We start from the raw sequence: 26,055 nt of genomic DNA, 5'->3' as shown, positions 1-26,055 counted from the left end.
AGGGGTCAGTAAACCGCTGATTTGTGCGGCGTGTCGGCGACCTGTTGATCGGCGGCAGCGTTCTGCCGGGCGATTCGGGCGACCTCGCTGACCCCCGCGGACTCCAGCCGCCACGACACGCCGTTGATATGAGGGATTTTGTGACCCCTCGGCGGGTGGGGGGAGGAGGGGGCGAAGAGGCGGCCGGTGAACCAGGCGGCAGCGGCCGGCACGCCGGCCAGCACGGCCAGAGCGTACGGCCACGGATGGACACCGGACAGCGACAACAGCTGGATGATCAGTACGACCGGAGCGGCCAGGGCGACCAGGCCGATCGCAAAGCGCAGCCCGAGTTTGAGGAAGATAGCGAACCCAAGGGTCGCGAGCAGACCGCCGATGATCGCCAGGACGACGCCGCGGAAGTACACCGCCAGACACGCAGCACCGGTGACCGGATCGCGTTGACAGCTGTCGGTGGCCAGCATCGTGATCCCGAAGATGATCAGGAACACGGCAGTTCCTGCTGCCGCGTTGAGGTACGCGGCAGCGAATCGGCGACGGCCGGTCGGTTCCGGGCGCAGCATCCATCGCATCAGTGATGGATGCACGGGTGACCTCATCAGCATGGTTCTCATCGTCCTGCTCGGAGTGTTGTTACCACGCCATCTCTTACCCAACCATGCCACGGTTGGGTCACACCTGGATCACAACAGCAGTGCGACACTCAGGACGATCAGCACCAGCGCAAGGAACACCGCATAACGCGGCACCCAGTGCGGCAGCACACCGCGCCGTCGGTTGGGCGGCTCGGACACCCACGCCGCAACGCCGGGCGCGATCAGCACGACGCCGACCAGGACCGAAACGTTCGCCATGTTCAGCCCGGCGGCGGCCATCAACACCGAACAGCTGATCCAGAACGCCCAACCCAGCCGGAAATGCAGCCCCAGCATCAGCTGGGTGACCGCGGCGAGCACGATCGCCCCGACCAGCCCGTACGCCAGCCGGTCGGCACAGTCATAACCGCGGAGGTGGCAGTTGTTGGTGGTGATCAGACCGGCACCGACGACCGGCAGGCCGAGGACGGCGGCCAACAAGGTGATGCCGTACGCCTGGCTCACCCGGGCGAATCCGTACCGTCGGATGCGTGCAGGGCTAGCCTCACCGGTCGCTGCCGGGTCAGTCATCGGGTTCGGCGGAGCGAACGGACGGGAGGCCAACACTTGCACAATCATTGTCGCCGCTATCGAGGATGTCCTCACCCCTGAGGACGAAGTCCCGTCCGACCGGCATCATCCTCCGGTCGTAGGGGTGACGTAGGATCCTGCCGGAAAACGTCGTGCAGCAAAGACCAGCAGGAGTAAGGCGCCAGATGAGGAATCCGGGCCAGACGAGGAATCCGGGCCGCAAGCGAAATCCGGGCAGGACCGTACGGTCGATCGCCGTCGCCGGTGTACTGGGCGGGGCCGTCGTTCTCGGCGGATGCGCGCAGTCCGGAGGCACGGTGGCCACCGTCGGCAACACCACGATCTCCCAGGACCAGTTCACCAGCACGGTGAACGGCGCCAAGAAGGTCAGCCAGTTGACGCCCGATCAGGTGCTGTCGGTGATGATCCAGGGCGAGGTCGCCAACCAGGTCGCCGAGCAGCGCGGCATCCACATCTCCGACGCGGATCGGGACAAGCAGCTCAACCCCGATGTGCTCAAGGTCACCGAGGCCCGCCAATTGGCTTACGATCTGGCCGACATCCAGATCGTCAGCGGCTCGATCGGGGACAAAGAGTTCGGCAAGGCGATCACCGCCACCGACGTCAGGGTCAATCCGCGATTCGGCACCTGGGACCCCAAGCAGTCGCTTGCGGTCGTCCCCGGAGGCGGATCACTGTCCCAGGAAGCACAGAACCGGCCGAAGTGAGCTCCGGGCAGCAGAGGGCCGGTGATCGGGCCGACGACGCCGCCGAGGTCGCCCGGCTGATCGAGGTCATGCAGACGTTGCGGACCCGCTGCCCGTGGGACGCCGAGCAGACCCACCGGTCCCTGGTGCAGTACCTGATCGAGGAGACCTACGAGGTCGTCGAGGCGATCGAGGGCCCGCGTGGCACCGCCGACGACTCACCGATCGCCGATCATGATCATCTTCGCGAGGAGCTCGGCGATCTGCTCCTGCAGGTGATCTTCCATGCGACGATCGCCGGCGAGACCGACCCAGGATTCAGCGTCGGCGGTGTCGCTCGCGGCATCGCCGACAAGTTGATCGCCCGCCATCCCTACGTCTACGCCACCGACGAGGTCCCCGACGATCTTTACGGTTCGTGGGAGAAGCGCAAGGCCGCGGAGAAGGGTCGCCGGTCAGTCCTTGAAGGGATCCCGAACCAGCTGAGCTCGATCGCCCGGGCGAACAAGATCATCAGCCGGGCCCGCTCCCGGGCGGTTCCCGTCCAACTCGATGAGGTGGACGACGCAGCGGACGACGAACCCATCACGCAGCGAGCGGTCGGTGATCAACTGCTCCGGCTGGTCGCCCAGGCCCAGGCCAACGGCATCGACGCCGATCAGGCCGCCCGGGATTCCGTACGGCGCCTGGAGGCGCGGATCACAGCGGCCGAAGCGACCGGCGACAGCCCCGACAGCCCGGACAGCGCCGACAGCCCGGACAGCGCCGACAGCCCGGACAGCCCCGACAGCTAGGTGGAAATCGGGGGTTTACCCCAGTCCTCGGTGGCCTCCGCGAGGCTACATTGGTAGCCATGTCCGTGCCCTCGTACGAGTCGCAGCGTGAGGCTGCTGCGGCCATCAACGCCCGCCGGGAACTCGGCCTGGAATACGAGGAACAGATCGCCGCCGGACTCGCTGAGCGGGTCGAACAGGCCGTCTGGCACCAGCGTCAAGGTGCCGACCAGCAGACGCAGATCGAGTTGGCCAAACTGAAGGACCAACGTCTCGAGCGCGGCCAGCGGCTTGCCCTGACGATCGTCTCGCTGGGCGTCGGCATTCCCATTACGGCGATCTCGGCCCACGAGGTCGGCCTGATGGGCGTCGGCGTGTCCTGGGCCGGCATCGCTGCCGTCAACTGGATCTTCTCCGTCGGCCGTCGCGGCCGTCACCACTGAGCCGCGCAGCCCCAGTCGCCTCACCCGCCCCACCGCGGCATGGCGTTCAGCTGCGGAACAACTGCCACCGTTAGGCTGGGACCCCGGCGGACGGCGTACGCCTTCGCCCGTGACATGAAGATCAGGAAGGCAAGTTCTGTGGCCAGTATCGAGTTCGTCGGCGCGCGTGAGATCCTCGACTCCCGGGGCAACCCGACGGTCGAGGTCGAGGTGCTCCTCGACGACGGTTCCGAAGGCCGCGCAGCGGTCCCGTCCGGCGCATCGACCGGCGCCTTCGAGGCGGTCGAACTCCGCGACGGTGAGCAGCGCTACGGCGGCAAGGGTGTGACCAAGGCGATCGCCGGGGTGATCGACCAGCTCGGTCCGGAGATCGTCGGCTACGACGCCAGCGAGCAGCGGCTGATCGACCAGACGCTGATCGACCTGGACGGCACCCCGAACAAGTCCAAGCTCGGCGCCAACGGCATCCTGGGCGTTTCGCTGGCCGTCGCCCATGCCGCCGCGCAGTCGGCCGAACTGCCGCTCTACCGCTACCTCGGCGGCCCGAACAGCCACACCCTGCCGGTTCCGATGCTGAACATCCTCAACGGCGGTGCGCACGCCGACTCCGATGTCGACGTCCAGGAGTTCATGATCGCGCCGATCGGCGCACCGACCTTCGCCGAGGCGCTGGAGAGCGGTGTCGCGGTCTACCACAGCCTGAAGTCGGTGCTGAAGAAGCAGGGCCTGTCCACCGGACTGGGCGACGAGGGCGGCTTCGCACCCAACCTGCCGCAGAACGTGGCCGCGCTGGAACTGATCGCCACCGCCGTCGAACAGGCCGGTCTCACGCTCGGCACCGACATCGCACTGGCCCTGGACGCGGCCAGCACCGAGTTCTACGCCGACGGGGTCTACACCTTCGAGGGCAAGCAGCTGTCCTCCGACGAGCTCACTGCGATCTACGAGCAGTGGCTGAACGACTTCCCGATCGTGTCCTTCGAGGATCCGCTGGCCGAGGACGACTGGGCCGGGTGGAGCAATCTGGTCAGCCGGATCGGTGACCGCGTGCAGATCGTCGGCGACGACCTGTTCGTCACCAACGTCGAGCGGCTGCAGCGCGGCATCGCCGAGAACGCCGCCAACGCGCTGCTGGTCAAGGTCAACCAGATCGGCAGCCTGACCGAGACCTTCGAGGCCATCGAGCTGGCTCACCGCAACGGCTTTCACTGCATGATGAGCCACCGCTCGGGCGAGACCGAGGACACCACCATCGCCGATCTTGCCGTCGCCACCAACGTCGGCCAGATCAAGTCCGGTGCACCCGCCCGAAGCGAACGGGTCGCCAAGTACAACCAGTTGTTGCGGATCGAGGAGGACCTGGACGACGCAGCCCGCTACGCCGGAGCGGCGGCGTTCCCGCGCTTCCAGCAGAGCGGTCGCTGAGGTCCGACGAGCCGATGCCAACGTCGCGAGGACCGCGCAGCACCGGACCCGGTCGCCGTCCACCGGCCGGCCGGTCAGGGCTGCGCGGTACCGGCGCGCGGCCCGGTGACCGCACGTCCCGGACCCGGGCCGGCTCGTCCGGCAATCGTGCACCAGCAGCCGGCCGCAACCCGGCTGCGGCACCCCCACCGGCCCCGGAGGAGGCTCTACCCTCCATGGGTCCGGGCCGGACGAAGGCCGCCGGGGCGGCACGACAGCGGGCCAGTGTCACCTCGCGGGCGATCGCCCTGGCGGTCGTCCTGTTGGTTCTGACCATCTCCTACGCCTCGAGCCTGCGGGTCTACATCAATCAGCGGCAGGACCTGGCCGCCACCCGGCAGCAGATCATCCAGTCCCAGCAGGACATCAACAACCTCAGTGACGAGATCTCCCGCTGGAACGATCCGGACTACGTCCGGACCCAGGCCAGGATCCGGCTCGGCTGGGTGCTGCCGGGGGAGCGGGGCTACCGGGTGATCGGACCGGACGGCAAGCCGATCACCGGTGAAGTCGAGATCGCCGGCGGCGGCGTACCGCGCCCGACGCCCAGGAAGCCGTGGTACGCCAAGCTGATGGGTTCGGTGCAGGCCGCGGATCATCCCAAGCCCGCCGCGCAGGACCCGGCCGATGAGCCGCCGATCACCGAGAAGACCAGACCCGGCACGACATCGCACAAGCCGACCGGCAAACCGACCCGCTGAGCCCGGCGATAGTCTGCCGATCATGACCGAGACGCCCCCCACGCTCAACAGCTCCTCTCCTTCAGCCCCGACTCCGCCCCGCCGGCTCGGAGCCGACGGCCCCGAGGTGAGCGCCATCGGCTTCGGTGCCTGGGCGATCGGCGGTCCGGCCAGCCGCGACGGCAGGCCCATCGGTTGGGGCGAGGTGGACGACGAGGAATCGGTCGCGGCCGTCCATGCCGCGCTGGATGCCGGCGTCACGTTCTTCGACACCGCCAACGTGTACGGCGCCGGCCACTCCGAGCGCGTCCTCAGCCGAGCGCTCGCCGGCCGTCGCGACGAGGTGGTGATCGCCACCAAGTTCGGCAACGTGATCGACGAGGAGAAGCGGATCGCGGTCCGCCACGACACCTCGGCCGAACAGATCCGGGAACAATGCGACGGCTCCCTTCGCCGACTGGGCACCGATCACATCGACCTCTACCAGTTGCACGTGGGCGACCTGCCGCTGGAGCGGGTCGACGGCGTCCTCGAGGTGCTCGAGGAACTGGTGTCCGCCGGCAAGATCCGGGCGTACGGCTGGAGCACCGACGATCCGCAGCGGGCGGAAGCCTTCACCAAGGGACCGCACTGCGCAGCCGTGCAGCAGTCCTTCAGCATCGTCAACGGCAACACCGAGACGCTCGCCGTCTGCGAGCGGCACGGACTGGCCAGCATCGTCCGCGGGCCGCTGTCGATGGGCCTGTTGACCGGCAAGATGACGCGCGGCACGACCTTCGCCGACAATGACACCCGGGCCGTCGGCTTCGACTGGGACGGCGAACACGGTCGCCGGTTGGAGGCGCTGGAGAAGATTCGCGGCATCCTCACCGAGGACGGCCGGAGCCTGGCCCAGGGGTCACTGGGCTGGTTGCTGGCCAAGAGCCCCAACTTCATCCCGATTCCCGGAATCCGCACTGTGGCTCAGGCCACCGACAACGCGGGTGTGCTGGCCGACGGGCCGCTCACCGATGATCAGATGGCACGGATCGCGGCCGCCCTGAGCTGATGTGCCAGGGGCCTGAGAGACTGTCCTGGTGCTTGAGCCGTACACCGAGGCCGACGAGACCGTCGTCGCCGCCCAACTGGGTCGGGTGCCGCGCGGCGTCGTCGGGGTCGCTTACCGGTGTCCGTGCGGCAAGCCGGCTGTGTTGGCGACCGAACCCCGGTTGCCGGACGGAACGCCGTTTCCGACCACCTACTACCTGACCTGTCCGCGGGCCGTCGCCGCGGTGTCCCGGCTCGAGTCGGCCGGCCGGATGGCGGAGCTGACCGATCGGCTGGGAGGTGATGCAGAACTCGCTGCCGCCTACCGCGCCGCCCACCTGTCCTATCTGCTCGACCGGGCGGCGCACGGCGGCGGGGCGGACGCACCCGAGATCGCCACGGTCAGCGCCGGCGGCATGCCGGACCGGGTCAAGTGCCTGCACGCTCTGGTCGCCCATTCCCTGGCCACGGGCCCCGGTGTCAACCCGATCGGGGACGAGGCGGTCGCTGAGATCGAAGACTTCTGGAATCCGCCGTGCCTGCCCGGATGGGGCGCCGACCTTGATCATCAGGATCCGTCGTGAACCGAGCAGTCGCGATCATCGACTGCGGCACCAACACCATCCGGTTGTTGATCACTGAGCCCGACGGGCGGGGCGGACTGTCGGAGATCGACCGGCGAACCGAGATCGTACGGCTCGGGCAAGGTGTCGACGCCACCGGCGAGTTCCACCCGGACGCGCTGGCCAGGACCTTCGCCGTCGCCGAGGACTACGCACGGCTGATCGGCGAACACCTGATCCCGACCGAACGGATCCGTTTCGTGGCGACCTCGGCGACCCGCGACGTAAGCAATCGTGAGGAGTTCCTCGCCGGAATCCGCCGACGGGTCGGCGTGACTCCGGAAGTGATCACCGGCGAGGAGGAGGCGGCGCTGTCCTTCGCCGGTGCACTCTCGGGTGCGAATGATGCGCACAGCCCGACCCTGGTCACCGACATCGGCGGCGGGTCGACGGAGTTGATCATCGGTGATGCGGACGGCCGGGTCGATCACGCAGTGTCGCTCGACATCGGATCGGTACGGCTCACCGAACGGTTCCTGACGGCGGACCCGCCGTCGACCGATGATCTCGACAGGGCCGCTGCCTACGTCGACCGGCTGTTGGATGACGAACCGATCGACTGGCCGGCGGTACGGACCTGGATCGGTGTCGCCGGAACTCTCACCACCCTGGCGGCCGTCGATCTGGAGCTGACCGAGTACGACCGGTCGAAGGTGCACGGGCATCGCATCACGCTGGATGATCTTGCCTCGATCACCCGGCGGCTGGCGACCCTGTCGGCAGCTCAGATCCGAGACCTCGGCACCGTGCATCCCAAGCGGGCCGACGTGATCACGGCCGGCGCAGTGATCGCCTCCCGGATCGCGTCCCGGCTGACCGTGTCGGAGCTGGTCGTCAGCGAGTCGGACATCCTCGACGGCGCTGCACTGGAACTCATCGGCAGGTCAGGCTCCTGACTTCGCAGCCGCCGGGCAGAATGCTGCCATGACCAACCTCGCCATCACGGTGATCGCCGACGACCGGCCCGGGATCATCACCCGGGTCGCCTCGGCACTCGCCGGACACCGGATGAATCTCACCGACTCCTCGATGACCGTGCTCAGCGGGCACCTGGCGATGACCTTGATCTGCACCGGCAAGACGCCCATCGACGACATCCGCGAGGCGATGCGCGAGGCCGCGGGCGACGACCTGATCATCCACGTCCACCCGGTGACCGAGAGCTCACCGCCGGCGGTTCCGGTCGACAGCTACCTGCTCACGGTGCATGGTGCCGACCGGCCCGGGATCGTAGCGGAACTGACCGGTGTGGTCGCCGCGGCCGGCGGCAACATCACCGATCTGACCACCCGGCTGGCCGGAGGGCTGTACGTACTGGCGGCCGAGATCGACCTGCCTGCGGCTGCCGACGCCGAGGCGCTGCGTGCCCGGATCGCGGCCACCGCGGCCGAGTTGGGCGTCGACGCCGGTCTGCAGCCGCTGGAGCGGGACGAACTCTGATGACCCGTTCGTCGTGGTTGTCGGGGTCGTTGCCTGCCCCGGTCCGGGAGCAGTTGTCCGGGGGCGGGATCCGGCAGGTGGTCAAGGCACCCGACCCCGTCCTGTCTCTTCCGGGGGCGGAACTTGATCCGATCGATCCCGAGGTCGTCCGGCTCTGCGCCGACCTGGTCGCGACGATGAGGGTGTCGCCGGGATGCGTCGGACTCGCTGCTCCCCAGGTCGGGGTCAGCGGACAGGCGTTCTGCGTCGACGTCGGCGGGCACCCCAAGACCCGCACAGATCACGGCCTGATCGTGTTGGTCAACGCCCACGTGATCAGCGCCAGTCGCAACGTCAAGGCGCGCGAGGGATGCATGTCGGTTCCGGACCTGACCGGCGACGTCAAACGTGCCGCACGGCTGACGGTGGCCGGGCAGCTGCCGGGGACCGGGGAACGGGTCGAGATCACCACGGACGAATTCGAGGCACGGGCGCTGCAGCACGAGATCGATCACTGTGCGGGCCAACTGTTCCTGGACAAGGTCGCCGGCGCCCATGCCCTGCACGCCCGGAAGGTCTATCTCAAGGCACCGGACCGGCCACCGGCACGCCCGCCGGACCGGCAACCGTAAGCAGTGCCCGAGGCGGGCCGGATACCCCGCTCTCCACCGGCCACTGCGCCCAGGGGCCTACCCTGGGGTCGATGGGGTCTGTGAATCGCACGGTCGTGACGGGGCTACTGCGTGCCCTGCTGGCGCTGTGCGTGAGCGCTCTACTTGCCGCTCCGCTGGCGGTCGCCTGGGGGATCGGGCGCACTGAGATCACCGACTATCTCGGCGCGAACCAGGTGACGATCGCCGTCGACTACACCGGCGAGACCCGGGTTGATCTTGGACCGCTCGGCAACGCCTACCTGCCGATGGCGTACGGCCCGGTGGGCCTGACGATCACCGCACACGGGTTCGGCGATCCGGATGCCGGCACCTCGCTGCTGTCGGAGGACACGTTGCGGTCCTACCTGAACCTCTACTACGACCCGCAACAGGCGATCGCCGGTATCGCCCAGGGACTGGCGGACAACGCCGTACGCCATATCGTGGTGGCCGAGATCGTTCTGGTGCTGATCATGATCGGCTGGACCCAGCGCCACCACTTCCTCAGCGCCCGGCTGGTCCGGATGAGCCGTGCCCAGCAAGGCATGCTCGGCTACCTGATGGTGCTGATCACGGTCGCCGTCGTGGTGATCGCCCCGCCGGCACAGGAGCCGGCGCAACGCTACGAGGTGACGGTCGCCGACGGCACCCGGTTCGCCGGCCTCACCGTCGACTCCGCCGTGCTTGCCGAGTTGCTCGACCGCGGCGTCGTCGGGCTGCGGAAGATGGCCGACCGGCAACAGTCGGCGATGGACGACTACGTGGACAAGACCACCGCGAATCTGATCCAGGAGTCGGAGCGGCTACCGCAACCCCGTCCCGGTGAGCAGTTGTTGTTCGGGATCAGCGATCTGCACTGCAATCTTGCGATGATCCGGTTCTGGCACCAGGTGGTGACGATGACCGAGCCGGCGGCGGTGTTCAGCAGCGGTGACGACACCGTGAACGGCACCGCAACCGAACGGTCGTGTGTCACCGGAGAACGGGACATCGCCCAGGACCATCCGTTCATCGACGTCGGCGGCAACCACGACTCGCCGATCACCGAGCGGCAGATGAAAGCCGCCGGTGCGACGGTCCTCGACGGCAAGGTGACCGAGGTCGACAACGTCCGCTACCTCGGCGACGACGACCCCGAATACAACCCGCCGTTCAGCACGACCAGGGTATCCGAGCGGGACGAGACGGAGGAACAGCTCGGTCAACGATTGGTCAAGCAGGCCATCGGCCGCAATGTCGATGTGATCATGGTGCATCAACCGAGCGCGGCCTGGCCGATCGTCCAGGCACCCGACCCGCCGGCCAAGTTGATCACCTGGGGGCATCTGCACGTCCAGTACGGTCCGCAGGTGATCAAACACTCCGACGGGTCCTGGACGGTGGCCATCCAGATGGGCACAGCCGGCGGGGTAGCGGCCCCGACGATCACCTCGTTCAGTACGCCGTTTAGCCCGCCCCGGACCTCGGCCGACGGCTACTTCTTCTATCGCGACCAAGCGACCGGCCTGATCACCGGCGTCCAGCCGGTGCACTGCCTGCCCAACGCATCGGTGATCATCGACGACCGGATCCAGACGGGTGACCTTTCCCAGCTTCCTCCCCAGACGCGCGGCCGACTGGGCGGTGACGCGACGCCGACGCCGACGGCGACGCCTTCCGGCAGTGCCCCCGCCCCCGGGCAGCGGGCGACCGCGCGCGGATGACCGACCGGACGGCACCGGCTGGTTAGGATCCCGGTACGGCTCCCGTAGCCCAACCGGCAGAGGCAGGCGGCTTAAACCCGCTGCAGTATGGGTTCGAATCCCATCGGGGGCACTTGGTGTTTTACCTAGTCAGCTGCGCTTTCGCCCCTCTCGACCTGCCGACCGTGCAACATACGTGCACGAAGTTCCCCTGGCTCGCGAAGCCGCCGGTAGGCCTACCGGATATCCGGTAGGTGTGGCGGTCACGAGACACGAACCGGAGTCGTCGGTGACATGCGGCAGGGAGGTTGGGGCAACCATCCTCATGGACAACCCACACCCATGCTTCGCCGCGTGGATAGGACCCGTCGCGGCATCGTTGATATCGACGGTCGGGCATCGCCCATCTTGCCGATGTGCGCGTACCTGGAAGTCATTCGACTGTGATGCTCGATCGCCACCTGAGCATAGGCGGCAAGGTCGGCCTGGCCCGGGGATGTGGTGCAAAGATGGGCGGAACAGCGGCAAGGAGTCGGCATGGACTACGTCCTCATCCCGGGCGCTGGGGGACGCGCCTGGTACTGGCACCTCCTGACACCTCAGCTTGTTCAGCGTGGGCATCGAGCCATTGCGGTGGAGCTGCCAGCTGACGATGACACCAAGGGGCTGTCCGACTACGCAAAGGCAGTGCGGGACGCGGTGGGCACAGCGGGCGAGGTCGTCATCGTTGCGGCGTCGCTAGGAGCCTTCACCGCACCGCTGGTCGTCGGATCGCTCCAGGTGTCCGCGATGGTGCTGGTCAATCCGATGATTCCCACACCTGGCGAGACTCCCGGTGCCTGGTGGGGCAATACAGGGGCTGTCGAAGCGCGCCGAGAACGGGCGTCTCGACTTGGGTATCCGGTCGAATTCGACCCCGGCACGTACATGTTCCACGACGTGCCATCAGAGGTCCTAGCTACCGCCACCCCGAAGGGCGAACAGTCACAACGGCCATTCCGCGATCCCTGTAGCTTCACGGCCTGGCCGGACACGATCACTGTGATCACCGGGGAAGATGACCGCTTCTTCCCGTTGGAGTTCCAGCAGCAACTCGCCCGCGAACGACTCGGTGTAGAACCCGTAGTCATCCGTGGCGGGCATCTGGTCGCACTCGGCCAGCCCGATGAACTCACCACCGCAATCCTCACCGCCACAGGCACTCAGGGGCCGTAGGCACAACGGCCGATCGGGAACGTAGCCGAACGGGCCGAACGGGCTGTCTCGTGATTCACATCCAGTCACACGAGTACAGGTCGTCGCGCTGAGGCTCCTTTGAGTTGTCGTACAACTCCAGGTGCCAGCCGCGCGGAGCGCCGTCCGCCAACTCCTCCCGCAGCTCCGCGAGTCCACCCCCCAGGCTTCTCGGGTCTAGCGCTTCTTCACCGACTTCGCCATGAGGTTTCGTGTGATCGACTCCGGCCCGTGTCAATACCGTGCAACAACTGTTGCACGAACCCACCGGAATCCTACAGAAAGAATAAGAGAAGTACCTTGTCAGAAGGCATTTGACTAGTCCGAGAACCCTGCACGTATGGTTTCGAATCCCATCGGGGCACCCGGGTCCACCCACAGCTGGGAAGTTCGTGCTGTGACTGACCAGCACGAACTTCCCAGTTGATTCCCAGCTCGGCCCGATCACGCCGAAACGCCGTTGCCGGGGGACCGGTGGGTGCCTAGCATTCCCAGGGTGCCATCCACCGCGCATCTGCTGGCCTTCGGACTGACGTCCTTGATTCTGGTCGTCATCCCGGGCCCCAGTGTGCTGTTCACGATCAGCCGGGCGATGACGGTCGGGCGGCGAGCAGCGCTGCTGACGGTCATCGGCAACGCCCTCGGCTGCTACCTACAGGTCACCGCCGTCGCCTTCGGCGTGGGTGCTCTGGTCAGTGTCTCGGTCGTCGCCTTCATGATCATGAAGTACCTCGGGGCCGGCTACATCGTGTTCCTCGGTGTCCAGGCCGTCCGGCACCGCAGATCGCTTCTGGAGGCGGTCACTCGGGCAACGAGCCGCCCCAGGTCGACCGTTCGGGTCGTCCTCGACGGGCTGGTGGTGGGCGTCACCAACCCCAAGACGATCGTGCTGTTCGCCGCAGCCCTGCCCCAGTTCACCGACCCGGCAGGCCCGGCCCCCACCGTGCAGATGCTGGTGCTGGGCGCGTTGTTCCCGCTCATCGCCGTGGTGTGTGACAGTGTCTGGGCGGTCACCGCGAGCCGGGCGCGGGACTGGTTCGCCCGCTCCCCGCGGCGCATGGAGGCCGTCGGCGGGGTCGGCGGCCTGACCATGATGGGTGTCGGAATCGGTGTTGCGCTGACCGGTCGGAAGGACTGAACCATTCTCGAGCCGAAAGCTGGTGCAGAGCCGGTGAACAGCTGATGGAGGGTGCGGAGATCACCCGTGCGTTGGCCGCCGCCTCGTCGATCGCAACCTCAGCAGGTCTGCAGGTCGACGACACCGTCGTCCTGAACAACTCCAACAAGCTCACGGCACGGCTGCTGCCCGCCGACGTCCTGGCGCGGATCGCACCGGCCGGGGAGCAGGTCGCAGAGTTCGAGGTCGACCTGGCCCGGCGACTGGCACGATCCGGGAGTCCGGTCGCGACGGTCGACCCGCGAGTGGATCAACCGATCCACTGCAGCGACGGCTTCGTGATCACGTTGTGGACCTATTACCCTCCGGAGGACCACCCGATCGGCGCCGCGGAGTACGCCGACGCCTTGTGGCGCCTGCACCTCGGCATGCGTGACCTCGTGGTGCCTGCGCCGCACTTCACCGATCGCGTGGAGTCGGCCCTGGTCCTGGTCACCGATCCGGAACTCACGCCGGAACTGCCCGATGCCGGCCGCCATCTGCTTGCGGCCACCCTGAACAGACTGGGCGGTTCGGTCGCGGCACGCGGTGGGGAGCAGTTGCTGCATGGTGAACCGCATCCGGGAAACCTGCTCAGCACGTCGACCGGACCGCGGTTCGTCGATTTCGAGACCCTGTTGCCGCGGGCCGGTGGAATTCGATCTTGCTCATGCGCCGGACGACGTCGCCGAGCACTATCCCGGTTCCGATCACCAACTGCTGCGGGACTGTCGCCTGCTGATGTTGGCGATGATCACGGCATGGCGGTGGGATCGCGGTGATCAATTCCCCGACGGCCGTCGGCTGGGCATCGAGTGGCTCGACCAGCTGCGGGCAGCCGTCGGTCGGTGAGGTCGGGCTGGATGATCAGTGCCGGTCGGGCTCAGCGCAGCAGTGCTTCGGCAACGGCGTCTGTGTCGGAAAGATCACCGAGCACGACGTCGGCGCCGGCGGCGGCCAGTTCGTCGGCGCCGTAGTCGCCGGTGGCGACGGCGACCGAGCGGACGTCGTTGTGCCGGGCGGCCTCGACGTCGCGTGGGGTGTCGCCGATCACCACCACCTGAGGCCCCGCGAACTGCCCGCCGTACTTCGCGCCGGCAGCCGCGATCGCCGTGGAGACGAGCTCCGGTCGATGGGCGGAGAGCGACCCGTAACCACCGATCTCCAGGTCAAGATGATCATCAAGCCCGAAGGCAGCGACCTTGTCCCGGGAGATCTCGGGAAGGTTCCCGGTGACAACGGTCTGCACCGCGCCGGACCCCGCTGCCGCCGCGATTGCGGCCGCGGCCCCATCGCGGGCGTACCCGACCTCGGCGAACCGTGGTCGAGCGTTGCCGGAGGCGGTGATCAGTTCCTGCCACACCCGGCGGATGTTCTCCTCGGTCGGTTCGATGCCGTGGCTGACCAGGACCTCGGTGGTGATCGCGCGCTCGGTGTATCCGCGGAAATCCGGATACGTGTGCAGCTCGACGCCCAGTGCGCCCAACGCTGTGACGTACCAGGACTTGCCGACTCCCGGCATGCTCAGCAAGGTGTGGTCGATGTCCCACAGCAACAGCCGGCGCGCATTCCCGATGATCACGGCAGGAAACTATCAGGGCCACTCGTCGGTGCCGGTGATGATCATGGCTTCAGGATCGGGGAGCGAGTCCGGGCCCGGGCGCCCATCCCAGCCGCGGTTCGGGTTGCTGGGGAGCGACGAAGAGCCCGTCGGCCATCGGCTCGTCCACCGCTTCGATTCGCAGCCGATGGCCGACCCGCGTGCTCCCTCCGATGGGCTCGGTGAAGACGCACACCCCGGTCCCGACGTCGAGCCGGACCCGATAGGCAGTCGGGTACTCGGCGAGCACGACCTTGTCACCGGCGCCGGCCTCGGCCTCGGCCAGGTCAACCTTGCGGGAACGCAATAGCGAGCAGCAGCTGCACCGCGGCTCGTAGCCGGCTGTCGGCCGAAGGATCGCCTCCCAGGCAGGTCGGCCCGCATGATCGAGTTCGGTGACCGAATCGATCTCGGTGCCCGGAACCATGGTCTGGGTGCCATCGGTGAATCCGTCGGCAAGCTCGACCGGATCGAGCATCGCGACCCAGAAGTAGTCCCGATACATCGGAGCGTCGTAGCTGGTTGCCGGATCGAACCGGTCGCGCCGATCGGCGACCAGTCCATCGGGGCGCAACCGCGGCAGCGGAGCTTCGACCGAGGTCCACCACGGCTGCGTCGTGGTCGAGGACTCGCCTTCGGAGGTCAGTACGACGAGCTGCTGCGGTTCCTCGTGGACGACCTGTACCAACGTGTGCTCCATCGTCTCCACCCGGAGTCGGTCGGGTCGTCTGAGCCATGCCCGCAACTCGCCGGTACGCCATGGATCACCGGTCCAGCGCGCGGTGAAGCGCAGCGTCGACCACAGCCACGGCGACGAGCGGGCGAGCGCGGCGAAATCTTGGGCCGAAGGGGACACCACACCGCCAGTCTTGCTCGAACCGTTGCCGATCACGAGCGGATTCCGGTCCGGACGCAACGGGGACGTGATCCGACGTTCGGCTACTTGGCGTCCCGGTCCACCAGTTGGTCGATGGTCCCGATCAACTCCTGGACCGCCGGAAGCGCAGCGCTGATCAGATGCTGCCAGGCCGGGTGCAGGTCGTCATAGGCGCTCCGCAGGATCCCGGCGTTGGTCAGTTGCCAGCGTCGTACGGCTTCCCGCGCCGGTGTCGGTGAGCGTCAGCTGCACCGTACGACGGTCATCGGGGTTGCTGCTCCGGGTGATCAGGCCGAGGGTCGTCAGGCCGTTGACCAATGTTGTCACCGAGTTCGGCGCGAGATGCAGATGTCGGGCGATCTGGCTCGGCCGGGCGCCGGGATTCTCCGACACTGCCGACAGCAGTTCGAGCTGGGCGACCGACAACGCATTGCCCGGATCGGCCGACCGCGCCGCGCGGCGCATCACCCGTCGCAGCCGGGCCACGGTATCGGCGAGTTCCCGCTCGGGGCCGACGTCGAGTGCATCGACATCCGCCGGCGTCGGCGTCCGCTGAACGACCTCCGTCACGAGCTCCACCTTATTCCTGTATTTCCTACCCGAAGACAATGGATGATACTCGGGATCAGCCCGAAGCCGAACGATTGCGTCCGGCAGCCATCGCTGACGCAACACCGATCAGGCTGACCACGGCGAGGCAGGCCAGCGCGAGACGGTCGCCGCCGCCGGAATGCAGACACAAGGTCACTGCCGCGACGCCGAGCGCTGTGCCGAAGCCCCTCGCCAGGTTGACCAGGCCACCGCCGGTTGCAGCCGACCGCGACGGGATCGCGGACATGATGGTCGTGTTGTTGGCCGGGATGAACAGGCCGAGCCCGATGCCCAGGGCAAACAGCAGGGCAGCCGAACCGAAGGGATCGGAGACCACCGCGGCCAAGACTGCGACCGCGACAGCCGCCAGCGCGGCGCCGACCACGGCGCGGCTCCCGGCGCTGAGTCGCGCCGGCAACAGCCGGTGGACAGCCACGGCCGCGATCCCGAATCCGAGCGGCAGGCAGCCGAGGGTGAGGCCAAGGCCTCCGCCCGTGCCGAAGATCTGGGGCAGCAAGGTCAACGGTCCGAAAAGCACCAGATAGCCGCACAAGGCGCCGATCAGTCCCATCCACACCGGCCGGGGGCGAAGCAGCGCCGGCCGGACGAGCGGGTCCAGCGCTGCGGCCTCCCAGCGAACGAACGCTGCTCCGAGAAGCAACCCGCCGACCAGCAGGGCCACCGCGAGCCACGGCGGCATCGGCAGTCCGGACAACCCGGACACGCCGAGCAGCAGACCAGTTGAAGCGAACAACAACAAGACCAGTCCGGCGAGGTCGAACCGCTGCAGCGCCGTGCGCTCCCGGGTCCGCGGCAGCAACAGCCAGCCCGAGACGAGACCGATGACGCCGAACGGCAGCACGATCCAGAAGATCCACCGCCAGCCGAGAGTGGCGACCAACGCACCGCCGATCACCGGCCCTGCGGCCAAGCCGACGGCCTGGGCGGCCGACTGGATGCCGAGCGCCGTACGCATGGTGGTCCGCGGGACGCTGGTCACCACCAGGGCGACGCTGTTCGCCTGCAGCATCGCCGCGCCGACCGCTTGGAGCACCCGGAAGCCGATCAGCCAGCCCAGACCGGGCGCGAAACCGCAGGCGACCGAGGCAGCGGTGAACACGGCGGAGCCGGCCAGGTACATCGACTTCCGGCCGGTCGAGTCGGCGATCCTGCCGGAGGCCGGCAGTAGGCCGACAAGGGTGATCAGATAGGCCAGCGACACCCACTGCACGCCGGCCAGCGGCTGATCGAACTGCCGCTGCATGGCAGGGAAGGCCAGGGTGGTGATGCTGGCGTCGAGTTGTCCCATGAACGCGCCGAAACACACCGTGGCCACGGCGAACCACCCGGCCAGCCGATGGTTCCTGACCACTTCGGGCCGCGGTCGCTCCAGACGGGAGGCAGCCAGCCAGCGGACCGTAGACATGATCGATCACCAAGATAGTTCTGGAAGAGAAGGAATCGGTACGATTCCAGCATACTGACACGCGATATGGTCCGACCAAACAGTTCTGGAACAGAGGGAGAATTCGGCCAGCTGTCCGAGTCGTGATGTGCTTGCCGCCGGTCGGCTGGGGCGGCTTCCGGCGGGCCTGCCAGACTTGCGCCGTGGACCTGCGCTATGGAATGAACCCCAATCAGCCGCACGCCCGGGTCGAACCGGTCGGCGACCGACTTCCCTTCGACGTGGTCTCCGGGTCACCCGGTTTCATCAACCTGCTGGACGCCCTCAACGCCTGGCAATTGGTGCGCGAGGCGGCGGCTGCCACCGGACGGGTGGCTGCCACCTCGTTCAAGCACGTGTCGCCGGCCGGTGTCGCCGTCGACGGGCCGGTGCCCGGCTTCCTGCTCGACGCGCTGCGGACCAGCGACGACAAATTGAGTCCGGTCGCCGCGGCGTATCTGCGCTCCCGCAGCTCGGATCCGCGGGCGTCGTACGGCGACTTCATCGCGGTCAGCGGCGAGGTCGACGAGTCGTGCGCGCTGATGGTCAAGAAGGTCGTCTCCGACGGCATCATCGCCCCCGGCTACACGGCCCGGGCCAGGGAGATCCTGTCGGCCAAGCGCGACGGCAAGTATCTGGTGCTGCAGGCCGATCCCGACTTCGAACCGCCGGCCACCGAGACCCGGGAGATCTTCGGCGTCCGGATGATCCAGGATGCCGACATCGCGCCGCTGACCATCGGATCCGAACTCGGCAACGTGATCACCGGCGAGGTGGCCGACGACACCCGTACAGATCTCATCCTCGGCCTGATCGCGCTGAAGTACACCCAGTCCAACTCCGTCGCCTACTCCCGCGACGGACAGGTGATCGCGATCGGCGCCGGGCAGCAGTCGCGGATCGCCTGTACGGCGCTCGCCGGCGAGAAGCTGGCCACCTGGTTGTGGATCCAACACCAGCGGATCCGCGACGTCGCTGCCGCCCAGAAGGGCCAGGACCGGCTCAATCTGCTCTACGCGCTGGCTCTGGGCGACACTGCCGGTACGGGCGACTTGATCTCCGAGGCGCTGACCGACGAGGAGCGGGCCGGGATCCTTGCCGGGACGACCGGCGTCAGCTTCACCTCCGACGGCTTCCTGCCGTTCTCCGACAACGTGGAGGAGGCCCACAAGTACGGGGTCTCAGCCATCGCCGCCCCCACCGGATCGGTCCGCGACGACGCCGTGTTCGATCGCTGCACGGAGCTCGGCATCAGCTTCGTCGGAACTCCGCGCCGCTACTTCCACCACTAGCCGCAGAACTTGATCATGGGCAAGTGATCATGGACTGGGCCGAGGTACGTGACCATCGGACGGTGTACGCCGATGATCACGTTCTGGTGATCGACAAGCCACCCGGCGTCGGGCTGGTTGGGGAGAGGCACGGCACCGACCTGATGCAGCAGGCCCGTCGGGCCGGCGACTGGGTGATGCCCGCCCATCGGATCGACAAGGTCACCAGCGGCCTGGTGCTGTTGGCCAGGGACCAGAGGACCCACGGCATTCTCACCCGGCAGTTCAACGAGCGGACCGTGATCAAGGACTACCTGGCGATCGTGCGCGGCACGGGCCTGGCGGCGGACGGGGAACTCGACCTGCCCCTGAGCATCGGACGCAAGTCGCGGGTCCGGATCGCCGCGGACCGGGAGGCCATCCGGGAGGATCCGCCCGGCCACTGGTGGGTTCCCCCCCGACCGGATCTACGACCATGTCCGCAGCTACCCGGCGCAGACCGGCTTCCGGCGGCTCGCGGAAGGCGCCGCATGCACCGTCCTCGAGCTGCGTCCGCACACCGGCAGGCGTCATCAGTTGCGGGTGCAGCTCGCCTGGATCGGCCATCCGATCGAAGGGGATCCGCTGTTCTGCAAGTCATCGGCGGGATCGACGGGCGTCTCGACGGACGGGCGTACCTGTCTGCACGCCCGCAGGCTCACGTTCAGCCATCCGACGACCGGGGAGCGGCTGACTCTGATCACCGAACCCGACGACGGCTTCTGGGAGCCGTACGACGGATCGATGCCCGTGGTCGTCGACTGAATCCGGTCATCGGTATCCGGGCATCGATCTCCGGGCATCGATCTCCGGGCACCGGGTCGATTGCCCGCCGGGGACTCCGGGTATCCGATCATCCGATGAGTCCAGAACCCGAGAAGGTGATCGCGTCCTTCGACTCGGCGAGTGTGTTGCACGCCGGGTTGGTCGCCGCGCTCGAAGGCCGCCCGTTCTCCAACCTCGGCAATCCCGAACCGCTGGGTCGGCTGATCCGCGTCGCGACCCGGCTGCCGTGGCCGATCCTGCGCGAGCTCTACCGCAGGATCGGCGGCTCGGAAGGGATTCCGCCCGAACAGCTGCGCCGGGTCGACCTGTCCGGCGTCGCCGGCGCATTCGCCGAGGCCTTCCCGGACCGGCAGTACCCGGCCGCCCTGATCGGCGCCAGCAACGGAGCTCTGGTCCACCTCGCAGCGGCGATGCAGATCCCCTGGCTGCCGCAGACCGTGCTCATCCCGGTACGGCGGAAGGCCGACCCGCATCGTCCCGACGAAGCACTGGAGTTCGGTCGGCAGTGGGGGGCTCAGCTGCTGGCCGCCAATCCCGACGTCGCCCTGCACCAGATGCACGACGCTGTCCAGGACGAGTTGATGATCGCCCGAATGGCGTACTTCCGGGTCAAGTGGCAGACCTTGCCCGAGGCGTACCAACGGTTCCTTGCCGAGCGGCTGCGGCCGGGGGCGCCGGTCTTCCTCGCGCACGACGGTCTGACCTGGCCGGCCACCCGGGTCGACGACCGGCATTGGTTCCAGACCGGCGGCGTTGGCGGGGTGGCGCCGCAGGACCACCTCGCCACCCCCCATGCGCCCCAACCCGACGGGCCCGCCCCGGAGGCCGAGTGGGGCGTCGATCCGGGATTCGTCGCGGCTATCCGCGACTGGTGCACCGCTCATGATCATCCGTTCGTGCCGATCAACTATCACGGACCGCAACAGGCATCGGCAACGGTGGCCGAGATCCTCCGATCATGGTTGCGGGCGCGCGACGAGCGGGCCGACGACCTGATCATCCCGTCCTTCATCCTCGGCGACCCTTGGCGGACCATCAATCGTGCGCTCGTCCCGTACTGGACGTACTTTCCTGTGCAGGAAGCGGTGTCGGCACTCGATGCGTACCTGGCCGCCGCCCACCCCTACCGGAAGGTGTTCGTGCTGGGCTTCCAGCACGGTGCCCGGTCGCCGGGTGCCGCCGGCCCGGAGGACTTCACCACGGTGATCACCCGACACGGCGCGGAGCCCGTGCTGCTCGGCACCCGTCCGCAGGACTGGCCGCACGACATCGGGAGCCTGGCGCGCTACGGCCAGGCGCTTGATCGACTCCCGGCCGGCAGTCGGCCGTGGACACCACTGCATCCCGACGAGGTACGCCGACCGCTGTCGACCGAAGAGCTGCGCTGATGGCGTACGTGATCATGGTTCCCGGGCTCGCGGTCCGCAATTACCTGCGACCGTCGGCGGACTGCCTGAGATCACACGGGCACGACGTCGACCTGCTGCCGCCGATCGGCTGGCGGAGCGTCGGCACCGACCTGACCGACTACGCCCAGCGGATCGCGCGCCACGCGGTCGACCACGGTCCGGCCGATCTGCTGATCGGACTGTCGATCGGCACCCAGGCCGCGACCCTCGCGGCGATCGCGACACCGGCCGTACGACGGCTGCTCCTGGTCAGTCCCACGCTCGACCCGGCTCGCCGGTCGACTGCCGCAGCACTCCGCGCGTGGGCAGGTGGTGAAGATCATCGCAATTCGCCCCGGTTGTCCCTGCAGGCCCACGACTGGACCAACGCCGGCCCAGGGGGCATCTACCAAGGGCTGCAATCGGCGATCAAGGTCCCGCTGGAGACCGAGCTCCCGCGCGCCGCCGAGGGCCGGCCGGTGACCGTCGTCCACGCCGACACCGATCTGCTCAGCCCGCTGCCCTTCGCGGCCGACATCGCGCAACGCGCGGGGGCGCGGCTGCTTGTCATCCCCGACGCGCCGCATTCCTGGCCGATCGGGGACGACGACCGCTTCGTGGCTCTGGTCGCCCGGCTGGTCTCCGAGCGGTGACGTTGCGAGACGCGATACGTGCGGGACGCCTGTGGCAGGATGCGCGGTAAGAAGGCAGCGCGATCGTCGGCAGCCTGTGCTGCGCCTGGTCGATCGCGACAGGAGAGGTCGGGCATGGCTACCGCGTTCGGGAACTGGCACGCCGACAGTCTCCGCACGCTGGAGCAGATCAGCACTCTGCCGGAGATGCTGCAACGGGCGGCGGAGCTGGCGGCCGAGCTCTCCGGCGCAGACGTCGTCGGAGTCAGTCTGATCACCGGTCATCAGCAGATCCACACCACCGCGGCGACGGCCGATCTCGCCGCCCGCGCCGACCAACTCCAGGTCGAACTCGCCGAAGGGCCCCTGTTGCACGCGATCGGCCGTCAGGTGGTCGTCTACCTTGACGATCTGGCCGACGAGATCCGATGGTCCGGCTGGTCCGCCCGGGTGGTGGCCGAACTCGGTCTCCGCTCGATGCTCAGCTACCAACTGTTCACCGAGGGTGAGGTCCTGGGAGCGCTGAGCATCTACAGCGCGAAGCCGCATGCGTTCGACCTCGACGTCGTCGACACGGGGTATCTGTTCGCGGCCCACGTTGGCGTTGCAGTCTCCCAGCTCAAGGAGCGCGACTCGTTGAGGTCGGCCATCGCGTCCCGGACGCTGATCGGCCAGGCCGAGGGCATCCTGATGGAGCGGTACGGTCTGGACGGCGACGCCGCCTTCAACGCGCTGCGTCGGGTGTCCCAGAACCGCAACACCAAGCTTCGGGAGATCGCCGCCGAACTGGTGGAAACCCGCCGACTGGAAGGTCTCACGGATACGCCCTCGAGGCCGCGGGAGACCGGCGGCGACAACCTTGGCCGGTGAGTTGAAGCAGATCGCTTAACTGGACCTTGTGGAAACAGTGCTCGGCATGCTCTCATTAGGTCCAGTGGTCGAGCAACCTGCCACGGACGTTCTCAGACCTGCAAAGGCGGAGAACCATGCAAGCAAGTGCCGTCACATCCGATCCCCGCAACGATTCAGTTCGACGTGAGCAGCAAACGATCGAGTTGCTGACCAGGGCGAGGGATGTCTACACCTCAGAGGCCGAACGGCAACAATGCCGCGACCTCGCAGTCCAATTGAACCTGTCCGTCGCGGACGGGCTCGCCCGCCGCTACAGATCCCGCGGTGAGGATCTGGATGATCTCATCCAGGTCGCCCGGCTCGGTCTGGTTCACGCGGTGAACCGGTTCGACCCGGACAACGGCGCGTTCCTGTCGTTCGCCGTACCGACGATCACCGGCGAGATCAAGAGACACTTCCGTGATCATTGCTGGACCGTACGCCCACCGCGCCGGCTCCAGGAACTGCACAGCGAAGTCATGGCCGGCTGGTCCGATCTGGCCCAGGAACAGGCCGCAACACCCACCGCACAGCAGATCGCCGACTGGATCGGAGCCGACCGTTCCGACGTCAGCGAGGTGCTGCACAGCAACGCCTTCACCTCGAGTTCGTTGGACAACGCCGAGGCGCCCGCCTGGGCCGCGGCAGTGATCGGGCAGAGCGAAACCGGATTCGATGCGGTCGATGACGCGCTGGAGCACGAGGACTTGATGCGACAGGTCCGTGCCGCGTGCGAGAAACTGACCGAGGACGATCTGCGGCTGCTGCGTATGCGGTTCGTCGAATCCTGTTCCCAGTCGGTGATTGCGGACCAACTCGGCATCAGCCAGATGTCGGTCTCCCGTCGGCTCCGCAAGATCACCAAGACCTTGCGCGAAGAGATCGCCAAGGGTCGTACCGCGACCGCCGCTTGATCGGCCGTCTCGCTGGGTAGTGATCGCCGGGAAGGGAGGAGGTTGTCATGCCGATGCTGAGGAAGGGCGGCGAGCCCCGCAAGAGCGAATTGCCGGACACCATCGCCCGCTCCGACAAACATGCCCAGCGAACCTTTGCCAAGGCCCACGATGCGGCGGCCGACGAGTACGGGGACGGCCGGCGAGCCCATCAGACGGCGTACGCAGCGCTGAAGCACAGCTACGAGAAGGTCGGCGATCACTGGGAGCGCAAGAACAAGGGCTCCCGCGGACCGTCGGACGACCAGGCTGCGCAAGGCCGGGGCAGCCGGAAGAAGACAGCTGGTGGCGTGGATGCCAATGCCAGCAAGGAGCATCTGATGGATGTCGCCCGTCGACTGGATATTCGCGGACGGTCCAAGATGAAGAAGAGTGAGCTGGTCTCAGCGATTCAGAAGGCCAACGCACGGTCCAGCAGATCCTGACCGACTGAACCGACTCACTCGACAGCTGAACCCAACGGCCCGCCGGTCAAGATCATGACCGGTGGGCCGTTGGGTTCAGCGTCGGCTCTTGGGTCGTCGCCGGCGTCAGGAGTTGTGAGCTGTGCTCTGGTTGAACCGCCGAACAGCACGATCGGCCAACACCGTCAACCGGTCGAAGATCCTCGGCGTGTGGGCCGCAGCGCGATAACCGGGAGCATGCTCGTGGCCGACCTGATCCGGTCCGGCGGGCTCGCCTCGATCGGAGTCCGGCAGGAGTCGCCCCGCCAGCCCGACAGCGACGCCGACGGCAACCGGCGAAAGCCGATAGAGCAGATCCCCCACCCTGGCCGGCAGGGTGAAGATGATCTTCCTCCGGCCCCGGATGACGCCGCGGACGATGATCTTGGCTGCTCGATCGGCATCCGTCGACACCAACGGCGCGGCGGACAGCCCGGTGAACCAGACGTACTCCCGCTCGGGCTGCCCCTCGTAGTCGCCGTGCCAATGACCTCCGGTGCGCATCAGCCCCGGGATGATGGTGCTCACGGTGATCGGCGTGCCATCCAACTCCTCGGCGAGGGCCCGGGTGAATCCCACGGCCCCGTGTTTGGCCGCCGAATAGGCGACCAGGTGCGGTACCGGAATGATCCCGGCGATCGAGGTGACTACGCCGATCCGACCACGCCCTCGGTCCCGCATCGCCGGGAGCACGGCATGGACGACGTTGATCGGGCCACGAAGCATGATGTCGATCGGCTCGGCGTACTCCTCGGCGCGATCCGGCACCGGGCCGACCTTGAGCACACCGGCAACGGCGATCAGTGTCTCGATGGGTCCGAAACCGGATTCGACGTCTGAAACCAGCTGACGGGCCCCCTCGGCGTCACGCACGTCATGGACCCGGGTGATCACCTCGATGTCCTCGGCCACAAGGTCGGATTGTGCGCGATCGAGATCGTCCTGAGTTCGTGCGGTGATCAGGACCCGGTGACCGGCATTGCCCAGTTCGCGGGCAATCGCCAGGCCGAGACCCCGGGATGCTCCCGCCACCCAGGCCACCGGCTTGTGTGTGCGTCGTGGATCGCTCATCGTGTTCATCCCTTCCGGCGTCCCGGTCACGGGTACCCGAACAATCACACCGTACGCACAGCATTCGACCAGTGCGCGGCACCTACACTTTGGGGAGACGGACCGCCAGGTCCGTCGATTCGATGTGAGGACAGTCAATGTTGCGTAGTTCGAACCCGGTACTTTCCAGGCGGGACGCGTTCACACCGGCAGCGCCGGCCGGCGGCCAGGCGCACGGCCCGTACGGCCAGTCCCCGTTCGCCAACCAAGCTACTTTCGACCAGCAGTACGGCTACGGCCAGGGACCTGCTGTGCAGACACCGGCCGAGGGCCGGATGACCTTCGACGACGTGATCACCAAGACCGCCGTGACCATGGCCGTCCTGGTGGCTGCGGCCGTGGTCAGCTGGTGGGGCATCTCTTCCGGAGTGATCCCGCAGGCGGCCATGATGCCGGCGTTGTTGCTCTCCGCGGTGGTCGGTTTCATCACCGCCTTCGTGGTGACCCTTCGACACCGGGTCAGCCCGCCGCTGGTCCTGGTCTATTCGGCCGTCCAGGGGATCTTCATCGGCATGCTCAGCCGGCTGTTCGAGTTCCTTTACGACGGGATCGTCGCCCAGGCGGTGATCGGTACGTTCGTCGCGGCCGGCGTGACCCTTGCGGTCTACAAGATCTTCAACATCCGGGTCACCTCGACGTTCCGCAAGGTCGTGATGATCGGAACCGCGGCGTTCGCGATCACGATGTTGGTCAACCTGGTGTTCGCCCTGTTCGGCGTCGACCTCGGACTGCGCGGGGTCGGCAGCTTCAGCGGGCTCTCGGTGCTCTTCTCGGCGATCGGCGTCACCCTCGCCGTGCTGAACCTGGTGCTCGACTTCGACTACATCGAGCGCGGCGTGAAGATGGGTGCACCGGCGAGCCAGTCCTGGCTGGGTGCGTTCGGACTGACGGTCACCATGGTCTGGCTGTACGTGGAGATCCTGCGAATCCTGTCCTATTTCAGACGCTGACGCCCAGCCCGGGCTCAGCCCTCGAGTGGACCGACCAACGGGCCGCGACCGATCT

At 67.4% G+C, this 26,055-nt stretch carries 28 protein-coding genes, 1 tRNA gene and 1 pseudogene; 23 read left to right on the top strand and 7 right to left on the bottom strand.

What is annotated here, in order from left to right; translation table 11 throughout:
* Positions 1-5 precede the first annotated feature (5 nt).
* A complete protein-coding gene (locus GJV80_RS12825) occupies positions 6-587 on the bottom strand; it encodes a hypothetical protein (protein WP_154688232.1) in 582 nt (193 codons plus the stop codon).
* Between the two features lie 96 nt (positions 588-683).
* The gene (locus GJV80_RS12820) at positions 684-1,100 is read right to left on the bottom strand and encodes a hypothetical protein (RefSeq protein ID WP_154688231.1); all 417 of its coding nucleotides are present in this window, start codon (positions 1,098-1,100) and stop codon (positions 684-686) included.
* Between the two features lie 251 nt (positions 1,101-1,351).
* Here GJV80_RS12820 and GJV80_RS12815 point away from each other — a divergent pair, with 251 nt between their 5' ends.
* From GJV80_RS12815 to GJV80_RS12745, 15 genes are all read left to right on the top strand, one after another.
* Entirely contained in the window at positions 1,352-1,894 is a 543-nt protein-coding gene (locus GJV80_RS12815; RefSeq protein WP_154688230.1) for a hypothetical protein, read from the top strand.
* Between the two features lie 68 nt (positions 1,895-1,962).
* A complete protein-coding gene (locus GJV80_RS12810; RefSeq protein ID WP_154690236.1) occupies positions 1,963-2,667 on the top strand; it encodes a MazG family protein in 705 nt (234 codons plus the stop codon).
* 59 nt (positions 2,668-2,726) lie between these two features.
* Positions 2,727-3,089 (top strand): hypothetical protein, encoded by a 363-nt coding sequence (locus GJV80_RS12805; protein ID WP_154688229.1) that lies wholly within the window; start codon positions 2,727-2,729, stop codon positions 3,087-3,089.
* 138 nt (positions 3,090-3,227) lie between these two features.
* Positions 3,228-4,514, top strand: a complete 1,287-nt coding sequence (eno, locus tag GJV80_RS12800; RefSeq protein WP_154688228.1) for a phosphopyruvate hydratase — start codon at positions 3,228-3,230, stop codon at positions 4,512-4,514.
* Positions 4,515-4,729: 215 nt separating this feature from the next.
* A complete protein-coding gene (locus tag GJV80_RS12795; protein WP_195908910.1) occupies positions 4,730-5,254 on the top strand; it encodes a septum formation initiator family protein in 525 nt (174 codons plus the stop codon).
* Positions 5,255-5,276: 22 nt separating this feature from the next.
* A complete protein-coding gene (locus GJV80_RS12790; RefSeq protein WP_154688226.1) occupies positions 5,277-6,281 on the top strand; it encodes an aldo/keto reductase in 1,005 nt (334 codons plus the stop codon).
* 28 nt (positions 6,282-6,309) lie between these two features.
* Positions 6,310-6,843, top strand: a complete 534-nt coding sequence (locus tag GJV80_RS12785; RefSeq protein ID WP_154688225.1) for a DUF501 domain-containing protein — start codon at positions 6,310-6,312, stop codon at positions 6,841-6,843.
* Positions 6,840-7,778 (top strand): Ppx/GppA phosphatase family protein, encoded by a 939-nt coding sequence (locus tag GJV80_RS12780; protein WP_154688224.1) that lies wholly within the window; start codon positions 6,840-6,842, stop codon positions 7,776-7,778. Before GJV80_RS12785 ends, GJV80_RS12780 begins: the two co-directional genes overlap by 4 nt.
* 28 nt (positions 7,779-7,806) lie before the next feature.
* The gene (locus GJV80_RS12775; protein WP_154688223.1) at positions 7,807-8,322 is read left to right on the top strand and encodes a glycine cleavage system protein R; all 516 of its coding nucleotides are present in this window, start codon (positions 7,807-7,809) and stop codon (positions 8,320-8,322) included.
* Positions 8,322-8,933: a peptide deformylase gene (locus GJV80_RS12770; RefSeq protein ID WP_154688222.1), complete on the top strand. Its 612-nt coding sequence runs from the start codon at positions 8,322-8,324 to the stop codon at positions 8,931-8,933. Before GJV80_RS12775 ends, GJV80_RS12770 begins: the two co-directional genes overlap by 1 nt.
* A gap of 71 nt (positions 8,934-9,004) precedes the next feature.
* Positions 9,005-10,657, top strand: a complete 1,653-nt coding sequence (locus tag GJV80_RS12765) for a metallophosphoesterase (RefSeq protein ID WP_154688221.1) — start codon at positions 9,005-9,007, stop codon at positions 10,655-10,657.
* Positions 10,658-10,695: 38 nt separating this feature from the next.
* Positions 10,696-10,769: transfer RNA gene (locus tag GJV80_RS12760), tRNA-Leu, on the top strand.
* A gap of 404 nt (positions 10,770-11,173) precedes the next feature.
* A complete protein-coding gene (locus GJV80_RS12755; protein WP_154688220.1) occupies positions 11,174-11,851 on the top strand; it encodes an alpha/beta hydrolase in 678 nt (225 codons plus the stop codon).
* Between the two features lie 514 nt (positions 11,852-12,365).
* Complete coding sequence (locus GJV80_RS12750; protein WP_154688219.1) at positions 12,366-13,007, top strand: LysE family translocator; 642 nt, start codon at positions 12,366-12,368, stop codon at positions 13,005-13,007.
* A 44-nt stretch (positions 13,008-13,051) separates the two neighbouring features.
* Positions 13,052-13,807 carry a phosphotransferase gene (locus GJV80_RS12745; RefSeq protein WP_230207645.1) on the top strand — a complete coding sequence of 252 codons (756 nt, stop codon included), beginning with the start codon at positions 13,052-13,054 and terminating at the stop codon, positions 13,805-13,807.
* Between the two features lie 101 nt (positions 13,808-13,908).
* On the opposite strand, the gene GJV80_RS12740 is transcribed toward GJV80_RS12745, so the two are convergent.
* The 4 genes from GJV80_RS12740 to GJV80_RS12725 all read right to left on the bottom strand — a co-directional run bounded on the left by GJV80_RS12740 (position 13,909) and on the right by GJV80_RS12725 (position 17,519).
* Positions 13,909-14,607: a haloacid dehalogenase-like hydrolase gene (locus tag GJV80_RS12740; RefSeq protein WP_230207644.1), complete on the bottom strand. Its 699-nt coding sequence runs from the start codon at positions 14,605-14,607 to the stop codon at positions 13,909-13,911.
* Positions 14,608-14,656: 49 nt separating this feature from the next.
* On the bottom strand, positions 14,657-15,484 hold the full coding sequence (locus GJV80_RS12735; RefSeq protein WP_195908909.1) for a hypothetical protein: 828 nt from the start codon (positions 15,482-15,484) through the stop codon (positions 14,657-14,659).
* A gap of 183 nt (positions 15,485-15,667) precedes the next feature.
* The gene (locus tag GJV80_RS12730; RefSeq protein WP_230207643.1) at positions 15,668-16,072 is read right to left on the bottom strand and encodes a MarR family winged helix-turn-helix transcriptional regulator; all 405 of its coding nucleotides are present in this window, start codon (positions 16,070-16,072) and stop codon (positions 15,668-15,670) included.
* 55 nt (positions 16,073-16,127) lie between these two features.
* On the bottom strand, positions 16,128-17,519 hold the full coding sequence (locus GJV80_RS12725; RefSeq protein WP_154688218.1) for an MFS transporter: 1,392 nt from the start codon (positions 17,517-17,519) through the stop codon (positions 16,128-16,130).
* A gap of 182 nt (positions 17,520-17,701) precedes the next feature.
* Between GJV80_RS12725 and GJV80_RS12720 the strand changes: the two genes are divergently transcribed.
* The 7 genes and pseudogenes from GJV80_RS12720 (at position 17,702) to GJV80_RS12690 (ending at position 23,922) form a co-directional block, all read left to right on the top strand.
* Positions 17,702-18,829, top strand: coding sequence for a hypothetical protein (locus GJV80_RS12720; protein ID WP_154688217.1), 1,128 nt, complete (start codon positions 17,702-17,704; stop codon positions 18,827-18,829).
* 29 nt (positions 18,830-18,858) lie between these two features.
* A pseudogene (locus tag GJV80_RS25080) lies at positions 18,859-19,173 on the top strand (pseudouridine synthase); the annotation flags it as partial.
* Positions 19,174-19,237: 64 nt separating this feature from the next.
* Entirely contained in the window at positions 19,238-19,612 is a 375-nt protein-coding gene (locus GJV80_RS25075) for a pseudouridine synthase (RefSeq protein WP_370518855.1), read from the top strand.
* A 1,408-nt stretch (positions 19,613-21,020) separates the two neighbouring features.
* Positions 21,021-21,674: an alpha/beta fold hydrolase gene (locus GJV80_RS12705; protein ID WP_154688215.1), complete on the top strand. Its 654-nt coding sequence runs from the start codon at positions 21,021-21,023 to the stop codon at positions 21,672-21,674.
* Positions 21,675-21,788: 114 nt separating this feature from the next.
* On the top strand, positions 21,789-22,523 hold the full coding sequence (locus tag GJV80_RS12700; RefSeq protein ID WP_195908908.1) for a GAF and ANTAR domain-containing protein: 735 nt from the start codon (positions 21,789-21,791) through the stop codon (positions 22,521-22,523).
* 116 nt (positions 22,524-22,639) lie between these two features.
* Entirely contained in the window at positions 22,640-23,458 is an 819-nt protein-coding gene (locus GJV80_RS12695) for a sigma-70 family RNA polymerase sigma factor (protein ID WP_154688213.1), read from the top strand.
* Between the two features lie 47 nt (positions 23,459-23,505).
* Positions 23,506-23,922 carry a ChaB family protein gene (locus tag GJV80_RS12690; RefSeq protein WP_154688212.1) on the top strand — a complete coding sequence of 139 codons (417 nt, stop codon included), beginning with the start codon at positions 23,506-23,508 and terminating at the stop codon, positions 23,920-23,922.
* 105 nt (positions 23,923-24,027) lie between these two features.
* Here GJV80_RS12690 and GJV80_RS12685 read toward each other — a convergent pair whose 3' ends face one another.
* Positions 24,028-25,011 (bottom strand): SDR family oxidoreductase, encoded by a 984-nt coding sequence (locus GJV80_RS12685; RefSeq protein ID WP_195908906.1) that lies wholly within the window; start codon positions 25,009-25,011, stop codon positions 24,028-24,030.
* A 137-nt stretch (positions 25,012-25,148) separates the two neighbouring features.
* Between GJV80_RS12685 and GJV80_RS12680 the strand changes: the two genes are divergently transcribed.
* The gene (locus tag GJV80_RS12680; protein WP_154688210.1) at positions 25,149-26,000 is read left to right on the top strand and encodes a Bax inhibitor-1/YccA family protein; all 852 of its coding nucleotides are present in this window, start codon (positions 25,149-25,151) and stop codon (positions 25,998-26,000) included.
* Positions 26,001-26,055 lie beyond the last annotated feature (55 nt).

The organism is Microlunatus sp. Gsoil 973, from assembly GCF_009707365.1.
Lineage (GTDB): Bacteria > Actinomycetota > Actinomycetes > Propionibacteriales > Propionibacteriaceae > Microlunatus.
Note: the sequence above shows the minus strand (reverse complement) of the source record. Positions and strands in the feature narration are given on the sequence as shown.

What these genes read in the sequence shown, in the direction of transcription:
- GJV80_RS12805 (WP_154688229.1), top strand. Translation starts at nt 2,727, where the DNA reads ATGTCCGTGCCCTCGTACGAGTCGCAGCGTGAGGCTGCTGCGGCCATC.
- GJV80_RS12685 (WP_195908906.1), bottom strand. Translation starts at nt 25,011, where the DNA reads ATGAGCGATCCACGACGCACACACAAGCCGGTGGCCTGGGTGGCGGGA.
- GJV80_RS12700 (WP_195908908.1), top strand. Translation starts at nt 21,789, where the DNA reads ATGGCTACCGCGTTCGGGAACTGGCACGCCGACAGTCTCCGCACGCTG.
- GJV80_RS12790 (WP_154688226.1), top strand. Translation starts at nt 5,277, where the DNA reads ATGACCGAGACGCCCCCCACGCTCAACAGCTCCTCTCCTTCAGCCCCG.
- GJV80_RS12810 (WP_154690236.1), top strand. Translation starts at nt 1,963, where the DNA reads ATGCAGACGTTGCGGACCCGCTGCCCGTGGGACGCCGAGCAGACCCAC.
- GJV80_RS12725 (WP_154688218.1), bottom strand. Translation starts at nt 17,519, where the DNA reads ATGTCTACGGTCCGCTGGCTGGCTGCCTCCCGTCTGGAGCGACCGCGG.
- GJV80_RS12775 (WP_154688223.1), top strand. Translation starts at nt 7,807, where the DNA reads ATGACCAACCTCGCCATCACGGTGATCGCCGACGACCGGCCCGGGATC.
- GJV80_RS12770 (WP_154688222.1), top strand. Translation starts at nt 8,322, where the DNA reads ATGACCCGTTCGTCGTGGTTGTCGGGGTCGTTGCCTGCCCCGGTCCGG.
- GJV80_RS12815 (WP_154688230.1), top strand. Translation starts at nt 1,352, where the DNA reads ATGAGGAATCCGGGCCAGACGAGGAATCCGGGCCGCAAGCGAAATCCG.
- GJV80_RS12795 (WP_195908910.1), top strand. Translation starts at nt 4,730, where the DNA reads ATGGGTCCGGGCCGGACGAAGGCCGCCGGGGCGGCACGACAGCGGGCC.
- GJV80_RS12745 (WP_230207645.1), top strand. Translation starts at nt 13,052, where the DNA reads ATGGAGGGTGCGGAGATCACCCGTGCGTTGGCCGCCGCCTCGTCGATC.
- GJV80_RS12765 (WP_154688221.1), top strand. Translation starts at nt 9,005, where the DNA reads ATGGGGTCTGTGAATCGCACGGTCGTGACGGGGCTACTGCGTGCCCTG.
- GJV80_RS12695 (WP_154688213.1), top strand. Translation starts at nt 22,640, where the DNA reads ATGCAAGCAAGTGCCGTCACATCCGATCCCCGCAACGATTCAGTTCGA.
- GJV80_RS12690 (WP_154688212.1), top strand. Translation starts at nt 23,506, where the DNA reads ATGCCGATGCTGAGGAAGGGCGGCGAGCCCCGCAAGAGCGAATTGCCG.
- GJV80_RS12705 (WP_154688215.1), top strand. Translation starts at nt 21,021, where the DNA reads ATGGCGTACGTGATCATGGTTCCCGGGCTCGCGGTCCGCAATTACCTG.
- GJV80_RS12755 (WP_154688220.1), top strand. Translation starts at nt 11,174, where the DNA reads ATGGACTACGTCCTCATCCCGGGCGCTGGGGGACGCGCCTGGTACTGG.
- GJV80_RS12680 (WP_154688210.1), top strand. Translation starts at nt 25,149, where the DNA reads ATGTTGCGTAGTTCGAACCCGGTACTTTCCAGGCGGGACGCGTTCACA.